Annotated in this window: 13 protein-coding genes; 7 read left to right on the top strand and 6 right to left on the bottom strand. The window is 61.6% G+C overall.

Annotated features, from left to right (window positions below; genetic code table 11):
* The first annotated feature begins 163 nt into the window (after nt 1–163).
* Nucleotides 164–1,078 carry a 4-hydroxybenzoate octaprenyltransferase gene (gene ubiA, locus ACS4RS_RS16025; protein ID WP_439010188.1) on the top strand — a complete coding sequence of 305 codons (915 nt, stop codon included), beginning with the start codon at nt 164–166 and terminating at the stop codon, nt 1,076–1,078.
* 22 nt (nt 1,079–1,100) lie between these two features.
* Nucleotides 1,101–1,877 carry a phosphodiester glycosidase family protein gene (locus tag ACS4RS_RS16020; RefSeq protein WP_439010189.1) on the top strand — a complete coding sequence of 259 codons (777 nt, stop codon included), beginning with the start codon at nt 1,101–1,103 and terminating at the stop codon, nt 1,875–1,877.
* Nucleotides 1,878–1,940: 63 nt separating this feature from the next.
* Here the strand turns inward: ACS4RS_RS16020 and ACS4RS_RS16015 are convergent, their stop codons facing one another.
* Both ACS4RS_RS16015 and ACS4RS_RS16010 read right to left on the bottom strand, forming a co-directional pair.
* Nucleotides 1,941–2,750 (bottom strand): alpha/beta fold hydrolase, encoded by an 810-nt coding sequence (locus ACS4RS_RS16015; protein WP_439010190.1) that lies wholly within the window; start codon nt 2,748–2,750, stop codon nt 1,941–1,943.
* 29 nt (nt 2,751–2,779) lie between these two features.
* Entirely contained in the window at nt 2,780–3,376 is a 597-nt protein-coding gene (locus ACS4RS_RS16010) for a demethoxyubiquinone hydroxylase family protein (protein WP_439011821.1), read from the bottom strand.
* Nucleotides 3,377–3,546: 170 nt separating this feature from the next.
* Here ACS4RS_RS16010 and ACS4RS_RS16005 point away from each other — a divergent pair, with 170 nt between their 5' ends.
* Nucleotides 3,547–4,161 carry a LysE family transporter gene (locus tag ACS4RS_RS16005; protein ID WP_439010191.1) on the top strand — a complete coding sequence of 205 codons (615 nt, stop codon included), beginning with the start codon at nt 3,547–3,549 and terminating at the stop codon, nt 4,159–4,161.
* 61 nt (nt 4,162–4,222) lie between these two features.
* On the opposite strand, the gene ACS4RS_RS16000 is transcribed toward ACS4RS_RS16005, so the two are convergent.
* A complete protein-coding gene (locus ACS4RS_RS16000; RefSeq protein ID WP_439010192.1) occupies nt 4,223–6,103 on the bottom strand; it encodes an ATP-binding cassette domain-containing protein in 1,881 nt (626 codons plus the stop codon).
* Between the two features lie 214 nt (nt 6,104–6,317).
* On the opposite strand from ACS4RS_RS16000, the gene ACS4RS_RS15995 reads away from it, so the two are divergent.
* Nucleotides 6,318–6,719: a GFA family protein gene (locus tag ACS4RS_RS15995; protein ID WP_179613592.1), complete on the top strand. Its 402-nt coding sequence runs from the start codon at nt 6,318–6,320 to the stop codon at nt 6,717–6,719.
* 33 nt (nt 6,720–6,752) lie between these two features.
* Here the strand turns inward: ACS4RS_RS15995 and ACS4RS_RS15990 are convergent, their stop codons facing one another.
* Nucleotides 6,753–7,226, bottom strand: coding sequence for a VOC family protein (locus tag ACS4RS_RS15990; protein ID WP_439011822.1), 474 nt, complete (start codon nt 7,224–7,226; stop codon nt 6,753–6,755).
* A gap of 290 nt (nt 7,227–7,516) precedes the next feature.
* Here ACS4RS_RS15990 and ACS4RS_RS15985 point away from each other — a divergent pair, with 290 nt between their 5' ends.
* Both ACS4RS_RS15985 and dapB read left to right on the top strand, forming a co-directional pair.
* Nucleotides 7,517–7,732 (top strand): hypothetical protein, encoded by a 216-nt coding sequence (locus tag ACS4RS_RS15985; RefSeq protein ID WP_439010193.1) that lies wholly within the window; start codon nt 7,517–7,519, stop codon nt 7,730–7,732.
* 143 nt (nt 7,733–7,875) lie between these two features.
* Nucleotides 7,876–8,646, top strand: coding sequence for a 4-hydroxy-tetrahydrodipicolinate reductase (gene dapB / locus ACS4RS_RS15980; RefSeq protein WP_439010194.1), 771 nt, complete (start codon nt 7,876–7,878; stop codon nt 8,644–8,646).
* Nucleotides 8,647–8,971: 325 nt separating this feature from the next.
* Here the strand turns inward: dapB and ACS4RS_RS15975 are convergent, their stop codons facing one another.
* A complete protein-coding gene (locus ACS4RS_RS15975; protein ID WP_449313726.1) occupies nt 8,972–9,904 on the bottom strand; it encodes an ornithine cyclodeaminase family protein in 933 nt (310 codons plus the stop codon).
* Nucleotides 9,905–10,004: 100 nt separating this feature from the next.
* Entirely contained in the window at nt 10,005–10,511 is a 507-nt protein-coding gene (locus ACS4RS_RS15970) for a GNAT family N-acetyltransferase (protein WP_439010196.1), read from the bottom strand.
* Nucleotides 10,512–11,465: 954 nt separating this feature from the next.
* Here ACS4RS_RS15970 and ACS4RS_RS15965 point away from each other — a divergent pair.
* Nucleotides 11,466–12,881: a pyridoxal-dependent decarboxylase gene (locus tag ACS4RS_RS15965; RefSeq protein ID WP_439010197.1), complete on the top strand. Its 1,416-nt coding sequence runs from the start codon at nt 11,466–11,468 to the stop codon at nt 12,879–12,881.
* The last annotated feature ends 99 nt before the right edge of the window (nt 12,882–12,980 follow it).

The raw sequence follows: 12,980 nt of genomic DNA, 5'->3' as shown, positions 1-12,980 counted from the left end.
CGAATAGGCGCGACTCGGCCGCAACGGTTTCCGAAAATCATCGAATGCCACTCGCGCCAGACGGTGGTTGCCGTGCATGCAAAAATTCCTATCCTCGGCGCCGCCGATGACGATGATAAACTGAGTCATGGGGGTTATTGCGATAGGAATTGCAGATTACATCATGACCAGTCTCAGTCACCCCGACCTCAGCGACATCCACCTTGGCGATTGGGTGGATCGCCGATTGCCGGCCGCATGGCGGCCTTATACGCGGCTCGCGCGGCTGGATCGGCCGGTCGGAATATGGCTGACGCTTTTCCCGTGCTGGGCTGCCCTCATCCAGGCATCGCGCGGCCTGCCGGACCTCGGTGAACTCGTGATCTTCTCTCTCGGCGCCCTGCTGATGAGAAGTGCCGGCTCCACAGTCAATGACATCGCGGATCGGAACTTTGACGCTCACGTTGAGCGGACCCGTTTTCGGCCGCTTGCAAGCGGAGATATCGGCACGCTGCAGGCCTTCGTCTTTCTGGTCGCCGAACTCATGCTCGCGGCCTCGCTTCTGTTTTTCCTGACGCCTTACACGCGTTTGATCGCAATATCGGTTCTGCCGCTCGTGTTCGTCTATCCGCTCTGCAAACGCTTCACCCACTGGCCCCAGGCCGTGCTGGGCGCGGCGTTCAACTGGGGCATGCTCATGGCATGGGCCGAGATTGCCGGCCATATCCCGGCCGGCGCTGTGCTGATGTGGGCCGGGGCCGTCGCCTGGCAGATCGGCTATGATACGGTCTATGCCTATGTCGACGTCAGGGATGACACCCGCCTCGGCTTGAAATCGACGGCAATCCTGTTCGGCCGGCGCGGCAAGTTGTGGATCGGCTTGTTCTATGCTCTGGCCGTTGGGGCGTGGTCGCTCGGGGGCTGGCTGCTGGAGATGTCGCCGCCTTATGCGATCGGAATGCTGGTGATCGCAGCCCACCTGGCCTGGCAGACCCGGCGGATCGACCTTGCCCGCCCGGATCTGAATTATCGCCTGTTCCTCGCCAATATCCTGACGGGCGTGCTGCTCGCCGGCGCGGCTCTGTCGGGCACATGGTAGACAGCTCGAGGACGTGACGCCGATGACCTATTTCAAACAAGCCGCGTTCGCTGCCACCATGATGCTGGCAGCAACGATGACACCCCTGCATCAGGCCCATGCCGAGCAATGCGACCAGGAGACTTTCGAAGAGGCGAAATACGTCGTCTGCACCCTGCAAACGGGGAAATCCGACCTGCGCCTGTTCTGGAAGGGCGCCGATGGCAAGCCGTACCGGACTTTTTCAAGCCTTGCCGAAGCCGTTCGCGCCGAGGGCAAGACGCTGGCGCTTGCCGTCAACGCCGGCATGTACCGGGCCGATTTTTCGCCGATGGGGCTGTATGTAGAGAACGCCAGGGAATTGAAACCCGCCAATACCGCAAAGGCCGAAAGCTCCGCCGGCCAGGTGCCGAATTTCTACAAGAAGCCGAACGGCGTATTCTTTCTTGGTGAAACCGGCGCCGGCATACTGCCGACCGATGAGTTTCTGAAGCGTGCGCAGAAGGTGCGGTTCGCTACGCAGTCCGGTCCGATGCTTGTCATCGCCGACAAGCTGAACCCGATCTTCATCCCCGGCTCGACGGATCGAACCCGCCGAAGCGGTATCGGCGTCTGCGCGGCGGGCACGGTTCGCTTGGCGATCAGCGAAGATGGAGTGAATTTCCACGATTTCGCACGGCTCTTCCGCGATCATCTGCAATGCCCCGACGCCTTGTTTCTCGACGGCGGAAACGGTGTCGGGCTCTACCATCCGGCGATGGGCCGCAACGACCGCTCCTGGCACGGCGGCTACGGCCCGATGCTGGGGCTTGTCGAATAGTGGCCGAGGAAATCCGCCTGGATCGAAGTGGGCATCGAGCCGCGTACCGCATCTTGATTCACCTCAAATCGGTCGGGCACCGAAAAACAGTGCCGTGGCGGTGATCAGCTTGTCCAGCATCTCGACGTTTTCAGAAGTGTTGAAAATGTGATCCATGGGAGCCTCCCAAACTTCATGTGCCCCCTTGTGCGCCTGAGCGAATTTTGCCGCCGTTCCCAGAGGAATAGCAGTATCCAGACTACCTTCCGCAATAAAAACCCGTCCACGATAGTTGGCAATCTCGTCCAACGGATCCAGATTTTCGACGTCGGCAAAGAATTCATGCCCGAGGGTTAGCGATACGCCCCACGGCATCTGGACATTGGTAGGCGATCGGCTTGCGAGCGCCCGTTCATACACATCGCGCCCGATCAAGGCTGGAAAGGAAACTTTCGGTTCGCCGACGGGAGCCCAGAGCGCGACCGCCGCTGGTCGATTTGTACGGCCCGCCGCCACAGCAGCAACCAGCCCACCCTGGCTCCATCCCAGCAGAAATATCGCATTTGGACCAGCCGACAGCAGATCGCTGACGAAGTCCATCGCAGCGATGCAATCCTCGACCTGGCGATTATACGTGGTGTCTTGAAAATGTCCGCCGCTTTCGCCGACACCTCGAAAGTCAATCCTGAGGCTCGAAAAACCCAGGGATGCGAGTTTCTCCGCCGTATGAGCCAGGATACCGATGCCGGTGTGAGAAATCATGAGTTCGTGCCGCGTTCCTCCGAACCCATGGAGAAGCACGACAATCGGTGCGTTTTCCGAGGCCGCCAGACACAATGTTCCGACAACGCGACACCCACCGACCTCAAAGCTTACCGTTTCTTCTACGGCCATAAATGCCCCTGAAGCTTCCTCATCAAAGCCTATTCCCTCCTCGCACGCGTCATTTCGGCGCGCATCCAGCTCGAGTCTCCCCAAGTGGAGAGCCAGATCATCAGGTCGGTCAGGGCACCGATGACGGGCAGCAGCAAGGCGTGGCGTAGGCCCCGTCTCTTCTGGCTGTCTTCGGCTTTCCTCAGATGCGCCAGCTCCTGTTCCTGGATCGACGCGATGAGGGCGTGAAGTTCGGGATCACGCTGGGCAAGGAAGGCCAGCTGGTCTTCGAGATGGCGATGGACCGTGCTTTCCACCGCCTCTGTGCAGATCCAGATCATGTTGCGCCCGCCAAGCGCCGTCAGGATACCGAGCACGGAACCGCCGAGGCTCCAGAAGGCCATGACGCGACAGGGCCTGGCGCGCCTTGCAGGCATTGCCTCGCGAAACAGCCGGCAATGCTCGATTTCGTCCTCACGCATTTCTTCCAGCGCCGGCACGATGCCGGGAAACAGCCGCCGGGCCATCAGGATCTGGGCGCCATAGATCCTGATGGCGCCGAACTCGCCCGCATGGTTGACCTTGAGAATGCGACGGACGGTGACATCGGGGTCGCGCATTCCCGCGTTGCTCGACGGATTGATCATAACCACTCAGCCCCCGGTTCCCTTGCCGGCAGTAGGCAGGATTGCCGCCGTGATCGTCAAGGGGTGCCGCGACGGCCTGTCCGTCAGCCCTTAAGCAGCCCTTGAGTGAGAAGCCCTTTCAAAAGCCACTGGCCTCGCATAGGCTCGGGCCAGCAATGTAGGAAAACCGGATGGACTATATCAATTCGCTCGCATTGCTCGTCAGCGTCTACATCGCCTCCCTCGTCAGCCCCGGACCGAATTTCATCATCGTCACCAACACAAGCATGACGGTATCGCGCGCTGCCGGGCTCTTTGCGGGTCTCGGACTTGCGATCGCATCCCTGACCTGGGCCGTCATGGCGATGGCGGGGCTCGGTTTTCTGCTGACCCATTTCGAATGGTTGCATATGATGTTGCAGGTGGCCGGCGCATTGTATCTGATCTGGCTGGGGCTGAAGATGATCCGCAACGCGTCCAAGCCCTTGAAGCCGACGGGACCGAGCGAAGTCTCTTGGCGCTCCGCCATGCGCCGCGCTTACGTCGTCAGCATGACCAATCCGAAATCGGTGGCTTTCTTCGGCAGTATCTTTGCGCTTGTCATCCCGGCACATGCGCCCGTCTGGCTCTATTGCCTCATCGCCCTGACCTGCTTCCTTCTTTCGGCTCTCTGGTATTGCGGCCTGGCCTTTTTCTTTTCGAATCCGCGCGTTTCCGCCGGTTTCCTGCGCTTCAAGGCCAGCATCGAGCGCGTGATGGGCGCCGCCCTGATCTTGATCGGCGGCCGCCTGCTCTTGGTTCGCTGACGGCATCCGAAAGCATGTCGCGCAAAACCGTGCAGCCGCTTTGCCGCAACGACATCGCTTGTCAGGTCGCAGGCGAAGCCGGCAATGCTTCATCGATGTCTTCGGGAATGAAGCCGCCGGTCTGGCGTTTCCAAAGACGGGCAAACAGGCCATCGCGTTCGACCAGCTCGTCCGGCCTGCCCTCTTCCACGATCCGCCCGTGATCAAGCACGACGATCCGGTCCATCCTGGCGATGGTCGAGAGGCGGTGCGCGATGGCGATCACCGTCTTTCCCTCCATGACGAGGTTCAGTCTCTCCTGGATGGCGGCTTCGGATTCGCTGTCGAGCGCCGAGGTCGCCTCGTCCAGCACCAGGATCGGTGCGTCTTTCAGGAGAACGCGAGCGATAGCGACACGCTGCCGCTGGCCGCCGGAAAGCTTGATGCCGCGATCGCCGACGAAAGCGTCATAACCTTTGCGGCCTTCGCCATCGGTAAGATCGGCAATGAAGGCATCGGCGCTTGCCATCTTCGCCACCTCTTCGATCTCGTCCCGCGTCTCGTCCGGCCGGCCATAGCGGATATTATCGCCGACCGACCGGTGCAGCAGCGCGACGTCCTGCGCGATGACCCCGATGGCGCGGCGAAGGCTCGACTGCGTGACCGCCCGAATGTCCTGCCCGTCGATCAGGATCGCGCCGTCGCCGATGTCGTAGAAGCGCAGGAGCAGATTTGCGAGCGTGGTCTTGCCGGCGCCGGAGAGGCCGACCAGGCCCACCTTTTCGCCGGGCCGCACCGTCAGCGACAACGCATCGATGACCGGTTTGCCCGACTTGTAGGCGAAGTGGACTTTTTCGAAGCGGATCTCCCCGCGGCTGACCGTGAGATTTGACGCATCCGGCCGGTCGGTGATGGTCGGCGGCGTCGTCATGACCGGCATGGCGTCCTTGATCGTGCCGATCGCTTGGAAGATCTGCTGTCCCATCTGCAAGAAAGTGAAGGTGTGCCCGGACAGCCGGTGCAGGATATAGACCGCGCCGACGAACTCGCCGACGGTGAGAAAGCCGTTGATGAGCCCGGAAAAGCCGATCGAAAGCATGGCGAGCCACAGCATCATGTTGAGCGCCACGACGATCAATTCCGACGTGCGGTAGATGCGTTGCTCCTTGTGCTGCGTCTGCACGGATTTCTGGATGATGCGGCGGATGGCACCCGCTTCGCTGTCTTCAGCCGCAAACTGCTTGATCATCTGCATGTTGGTGTAGAGATCGGTAATAGCACCGGCGACGAGGCTGCGCTGCTTGGCGGTGCGCCGCGAACGCTCAGTGAAGACCGGCGCCATCCTGATGGCGAGCGCTACATTGAGCGCGATCCAGATGACGACCGGCAGGGCAAGCTGCCAGGACAAACTCACCAGCAAGAGCACGGAACCGACCATCTGCAACAGGAAGCGCGGAATGGCCTGGAAGGCGACAACGATCTGCTGCTGGACGGAGGACGCCACTTGCGACAGGCGCGAGGAGACCTGTCCAGCAAAAACATCGTGAAAGAAAGCCAGATCCTGCCGCTCCACCGCCTTGTGACCCTGCCACTGGATGGCGGCAGGCATACCGACGCCGAGCGTATGCGAATTGAAAGTGTTGAGAAGAAACGAGGCGATTGGCATGGCTGGAAAGATCAGGAGGCCGAGGAAGGCAAGCAGCGGCCATTCACTGTTCAGGAAAGCAGGCGCGCCCTTTTGAGTCACACCGTCGACAATGACCGAAAGCCCCCAGACGATCGTGAGGTTGATTGCTTCGATCGCCATCGAGGAAAGCGCCAAAGCGATGAGAACGCCTCGAAACATCGAAATGAAGTGCAGAAGGACGGCCACAGGCCCCTTGGAAGGCAGCGGCCGGTACGGAATGTCGAGCGGCCGGATCCAGGTTTCGAAGGGACGGTAGATCGCATCGGAAATCGACATGGGCCGCTCGGATCAAAAATTGGGAAGAAGCGTGGACTCGGCTACGCCAAGTCGCATGGGATCATCTTTCGGCCGCCATCCCAACCAGAAATTTCATAAGTTGACCAAACGGGCTAGCGAGCGGAGGGAAGCGAGGCGCTTGAAAGCCCAATTGCGATCGCCTCGCGATTGGGGCAGGATGCACCTGAAGAAACAGCAGATTGAACGAACACTGATGCTGACGGGCTCATGTCATTGCGGCAAGGCAAGCTGGACGCTCGAAGGCGATCCCGGCTCGGTCACCGCCTGCAACTGCACCCTCTGCCGCCGCTACGGCACTCTCTGGGCCTATGATTACGAAGGAGAGCGTATCGCTCTCAGCGGAGAAACCGCCTCCTATACCCGTTCCGGCCGGGAGACATCGTCCCTCGAAATCTTGTTCTGCCCATCCTGCGCCTGCGTCTTGAGCTGGCGCGGCCTGCGGCTTCAAAAGGATGGCCGCCGGCGCATGGCGGTCAACATGCGGCTTGCGCCGCCGGATCTCGTCGCCGATCTGCCCATCGATCATTTCGATGGCCTGGACACCTTCGAAGATCTTCCCACCAAAGGGCGCTGCGTGCGCGACCTCTGGTTCTGACAGCCTGATATCTCTTGGCTTCGGGCAGACCCCTCAGCCGCGCCGGGCCGCCTCGATCGCTGCGACATCGATCTTCCTCATCGTCATCATCACATCGAAAGCACGCTTTGCCTGCCCCCCACCTGCCGCCAGCGCTTCGGAGAGGACGCGCGGCGTGATCTGCCAGGACACACCCCATTTATCCTTGCACCAGCCGCACTCACTTTCCTGGCCGCCATTGCCGATGATGGCGTTCCAGTAGCGATCGGTTTCCTCCTGATCGTCGGTTGCGATCTGAAACGAGAAAGCCTCGCTGTGTTTGAACGTAGGCCCTCCGTTCAGGCCGATGCAGGCAATACCCGCCACGGTGAATTCAACGACCAATACGTCGCCCTGCTTGCCATCCGGATAATCTCCCGGCGCCCGAATGACGGCGCCGACGGCACTGTCGGGAAACGTCGCCGCATAAAAGCGGGCCGCCGCCTCGGCGTCTTTGTCGTACCATACGCAGATCGTGTTCTTTGCCATTGCGCGGTCCTTTCGCTTTTCGTTTCGAATTCCCTCGGTGAAATAAGAAGCAAACCGGGTTTCTCCAGCCCACCGAAACAATTTCCCGATGGCGATCGCCGCGCCCTGCCAAGTGACCAAAAAGCGCCGACAGCAGAACACGCCGTGACCGCGACATCCATAAAAACAAGAACCTGAAACCATCGCATGAATCAAATTCTAAGCGACACGCTTTTTGTGTCCTTGCCACAAAACTCGTGTCAGAGTGCGTAAGCTGCGCATCGCCTGCGCGCCGATCGAAAGGCCGAACCATGCATAAATTCACCGTTACCCTCACTCGGGAGATCGAGGCCGATACCGCCGAAGAGGCTGCCTTGCTCATGTACCAAGAACTATCAAAAGGATCGGTCCCTGACCGCTACGCGGTCACCGACGAAACAAGCGTGACCATGGACGTGAAGCTGGATCGGGAAAAGGCGGATGAATTCGCCAGCATCGATCACACCGTCGACCCCGGCAACTGGTAAGGGCCAGCCGTTCACGGGGACGGCCGGAGGAGATCCCCGCTTTGCGCCGGGAGCGGAAGTGCGGTAGGTGCAAATCCCTTCTCCTGCGCGAATGCCGGATGAAAACAGCCCCTCCATCGGAAATACCGCAGCAAGGAAAAACTGTGACCTCACCAATCAAAATAGCGGTCGCCGGCGCGAACGGCCGCATGGGTCGCGCCATCCTGCCGCTGCTGGCGGCCGATCCGGCTTTTGCAGTCGTCGGCGGCATCGGTCGTCCCGGCTCCATCGGCGAAGGGCTGATCGACCGTTCGGCCGCGATCGCCGCCGCCGACGTGATCCTGGATTTCACCACAGGACGTGCCGCCGCCGAACTTGCCGCCTTGTGCGCCTCGGCCGGCGGACCTGCACTGGTGATCGGGGCGACGGGTTTCGAAGCGGACGAGATCGAACGGATCACGGAGGCAGCCCGGACGATTCCAATCCTGCGCTCCGGCAATTTCTCCATCGGCCTGAATATGCTGCTCGGCCTCGTCGCCCAGGCCGCGCGCGCCCTTCCCGCGCAGGGCTGGGATATCGAAATCCTCGAAGCCCATCATAACAGGAAGATCGACGCGCCGTCCGGCACGGCGCTGATGCTCGGTGAGGCAGCCGCCGCGGGCCGCGGCGTCTCCCTCGCCTCCGTCGAGCAGCGCGGGCGCGAGGGCATCACCGGCGAACGGCCGCCCGGCGAAATCGGCTTTGCCGTCCTGCGCGCCGGCGGGCTCGTCGGAGAACACAGCGTGCTGTTTGCCGCCGCCGAGGAAGTCGTGACACTTTCGCATTCGGCGCTCGACCGCGGCATGTTCGCTCGCGGCGCACTTGCCGCCGCCCGCTGGGTCGCTGGGCGCGCGCCCGGCGAATACAGCATGCAGGATGTGCTGGATCTGGCCTGAGAAAGACCGAAGAGACAGGGTGAACAGAGGCTTGAAGCGCGTCCTTGAATCTAAGTCTAAGCGGGTCCCCGGTTGTGCCCGGCCTCCAAGAGAGCCTCATGCTGTGCCCAGCAGGGGCGTTGAAGGGCGAGGCGGATGCACCAATGTGGAATGACGGAGGGAGCAGCGCTGTGGTGTGTCCTTCGAGGCTCCTCCCTATGGCTGCGGCTCAGGAGCGTTGAGGGTGCCGCGCCCTCTCATCTGACGTCGCAAATCTCCCTGCCCTAACCACCTCAACGATACCTGCATTAAAACAAAGGCTTGAAGCCCGCCTCTGAATCAAAGCCTACACCGACACGCCCACCCTATCGAGGATCGCAGAGGCGACGACGACTTCGGTTCCAGCAAGACCTACGGAGCAGAATAGCGTTATATCCTCAGGCGATTCCCGCCCGGCCGCTTTCCCGGCAATGATGTTGGCAAGGTCGGCCATGCGATCTTCGTTGCCGGAGCCGGCGAGGAAAAAGGTCGAAGCGTAGGCTCGGGTCTGTTCGGGAGAATCCGTCGCGATCACGGCAGCGGCATCCGCGACATCAAGACCGAGTTCGTATCCCTGAAGCATTTTCGGGCCGACAGTGTTGACGTGGGCGCCGGGCTTCAGATCGCGCGCATGGAGGACAGGCGCTTGGCTCGTCGTCGCGCAAATGACGATATCTGCCTCATAAACAGCTTCTGACACGCTGCCGACAGGCTCCACCTCCAGCCCCAGGACGTGCTGCATTTCGCTTGCGAAGGCGGCGCGATTGTTCTCGTCGCGGCTGTAGACGCGGGCGCGATCCAGTTTTCGAACGGCGGCGGCTGCGGCAAGCTGGGTTCGCGCTTGCGCCCCGCTGCCGATGATCCCGACGATCCTGGCGCCGGGCGCGCTGAGATGGCGGACGGCGAGACCTCCGATGGCACCGGTCCTGAGGTTGCCGAGGCGCTCACCGAGAACAATGCCCTTGAGCCTGGCATCGTCGGCCGACCACACCGCGACGATCTGCGAATGCTCTGCCCCGTCGAATGTTTCGTAGACGCGAAAACCCGCAAGCGGTTTGTCGCCAAGCATGCCGCCGACCGTGAAGACGAGATCGCCTCGATCGGGAAAGGACACATGATGCCGGGGCGGAGAGACCAGCCGATTGCCGGCTCTCGCAAGAAAAGCGGTCTCGAGCGCATCGATAGCAACACCCATCAACGCATTGTCGGCCAGATCCTCGTCTCTCAATATTTTCGTCACGGGCGAACCTCTACCAGCTTGTGTCGGCATCCTCCGACCCCAACCGCGCTTGAGGTCAATAGATCAGGTAGAGCAAATGCGCTAAAATTTCGCGCGAGGCCTAATCGACCAGGCGGCGAGCCATGATGACGTCGTCGATCTCCCTGCCCTCTTCCAGAACCCCGGCAGGGATCCTGCCGACCTCGGAAAAGCCCTGCCGCTGATAGAACCGGATCGCCGCCGCATTCTCCGCGCTGACGAAGAGTTCGAGCTGCCGGATGCCGATATCGCGCGCATGATCGACCACGACATCAAGAAGCCTCTCGGCAAGACCGGTGCCGCGCAGGCTCCTTCCGATGTAGACCATGATGATCGTCGCCCGATGGGCCATCTTGCTCGACCGCTGGCGGAGCAGGCCCATGATACCGACGGGCTCACCGCCCTGAAACGCAATGAAAACCGGCTCGCTCAGGCGGTTGCGCCACTCATCCAGGGAAAGAGCCGCCCAGTCTTCGTAGCGGCTGGCAAAGGAGGCGGGTTCGGTGCGAAGCGCTTCCAGACGGATGCGCCGGAAGGCCTCCACCTCGCCTGCCTGGATATGCCTGATCGTTACGCCGCTTGCATCCATTCGGAGACCTCCCGGATATCTCAGCTGTCGTCATGACAGTGTGTTCCGGCCGATGCAAGCGGAGACGATGACTGAAATCTGGCCCTTATTGCACCCGCCTCACGCCAACACCTAGAAGAGCCTCATCCCGAGACAGCCCGCAAGGGGCCTCGAAGACAAGGTGCGCCGGTGGCGCAAGAATGCAGGGGGAAATGCTGAAGCCTGTCCTTCGAGGCTCCGTCTCAGGATGGAGGGCGTCGGAAGATGCCGCACCCCAGAGAGCCTCATTCTGAGGGGTCTCGAAGGACGAGGCAGGCTCCGGCTGCAATTACTGCGCCGGGGTTCCCACCCGGCCGCCCTTCCGGACACCCGACGGATCCCCGTCCGTCGGCTGGTTCGTTGGCCGGAGGTCCCATTGATTGGACGGCCGGACGGCAGGTCGCTCGGTCGCCGGCTCGCGCGTCGACCGTACAACCAGATTATCCGGCTGATCGGTGGACCCCGTCGCCGATCCATCAGCTGACCACTCGGTCGTTTGATCGCTCGGCTTTTCCAGCTTGAAGGGGGCAGTCTGACGGACAATGACGAGAAGAACTATCCCGACCACCATGCAAATCAGCGTATAGAGAACGAAATACTTCAGTGCATATCCCTCGCTGATTGGCAGAGCGGCCTTGACAGCGGCGCGAATGATATTTCTCCATCATTGAATGATACTTGAAGAGAAGGCAATAGATTTTAAATGAAAACCAGTAGAATTCGGAAATGGACGACGCAAAATAGGGTAGTTATTGCCGAGTTTGAATAAACATCTCCCGCAGCGCTCGATTTATTTTGGCCATCCCGGTAAAGGCGAGAAGCACGTCAATCTTATATTGCGCCGCCAAGACGGCGTCGGTAAGATCGGCTGGACTGCATGCGCCGACAGCTTGCGCCGAGGGGCATCCCGGGGCGGTCGGCGGCAGGGGTATCCGCATGTCGGCAATTGCATCTCTGTTTCAGGAAGCTGCCCGGCTTGCGGCCGGGTTTCGGCAGGCGACACCCGCTCGCCATATGCCCATTCACGACTACGCCACCTCGCTTGCCTGCTTTGACGAGCCGCTGCCGACGGTCGGTTCGCAGATGCTTGATGTCATCACGCAGCTCGCAGATGGCGCCGAACCTGGGCTTCATGCGACAACAGGCCCGCGCTTCTTCGGCTGGGTCATCGGCGGTTCCCATCCCGTCGGCGTCGCAGCCGATTTCCTCACCAGCGCTTGGGGCCAGAATGCCGGAAACCATACCGCCGCCCCGGCCGCTGCCGCCGTCGAGACGGTCGCTGCGAGATGGCTTCTCGATCTCCTGAAGCTGCCGGCTGAAAGCTCGGTCGGCTTCGTCACCGGCGCGACGGTGGCGAACTTCACCTGCCTTGCCGCCGCCCGCGGCGAGGTGCTGCGCAAGGTCGGCTGGGATGGCGATGCCCGCGGCCTGTTCGGCGCGCCGGAAATCACCGTGCTGATCGGTGACGATGCTCACACGACGGTGTTCTCCGCGCTGCAATTCCTGGGCCTCGGCCATGATCGCGTGTTGCGCGTGCGCACCGATCCGGTGGGACGGATAGACCCGGCCGCGCTGGCGGGCGCGCTCGATACGGTCTCCGGTCCCGTCATCGCCATTCTCCAGGCGGGGCAGATCAATACCGGCGCTTTCGACGACTTCGCCGCGATCATCCCGCTGCTGAAAGCGAAAGGCGCCTGGGTGCATATCGACGGCGCCTTCGGCCTCTGGGCGCAGGCGTCGGTGAAGACCAGGCATCTCAGCCGCGGCATCGAAGCCGCCGACAGCTGGGCGACCGACGGCCACAAATGGCTGCAGACACCCTATGATTGCGGCTATGCGATTGTCCGCAACGAACTCGCCCATCGCCGCGCCATGACGATCGCCGCAAGCTATCTGCCGCTCGCCGGCGACGGCGAACGCGATCCTTCCCACTACGTGCCGGAGCTATCAAGAAGGGCGCGCGGCTTTGCCACCTGGGCGATGCTGAAACATCTCGGCCGCGAAGGCGTGGCCGCCCTCATCGACCAGTGCTGCGCCTCGGCGCGGCGGGCAGCCGACCTGCTCGGGCGCGAGCCCGGCATCGCCATTCTGAACGAGGTCGTGCTGAACCAACTCGTCATCCGCTTCGCAGCCGACCGTCCGGACGCAGAAGGTGATGCGCTGACCCGAAAGACGATCGAAAAGATCCAGGCGGATGGCCTGATCTTTGCCGGCGGCGCCAAATGGCACGGCCGCGACGTGTTGCGCCTCTCCGTCACCAACTTCCAGACGACATCGGATCAGGCGGAACTGGCCGCGGAGAGCATCATCGCTGCGTTCAGGCGCGTCAGCGGCAATTCCCATCAGCGCTAACCCGCCCTTGCGTCCGTCGCCAATCGATAGCCCTGTAAAGTTTTGCCGCTGGCACGCAGCGACACCATCGGGTGACGCAAGCGCACCCTCTCCGCCCCC

This window comes from Rhizobium sp. F40D2 (genome assembly GCF_051810745.2).
Classification (GTDB): Bacteria; Pseudomonadota; Alphaproteobacteria; order Rhizobiales; family Rhizobiaceae; genus Rhizobium.
Note: the sequence above shows the minus strand (reverse complement) of the source record. Positions and strands in the feature narration are given on the sequence as shown.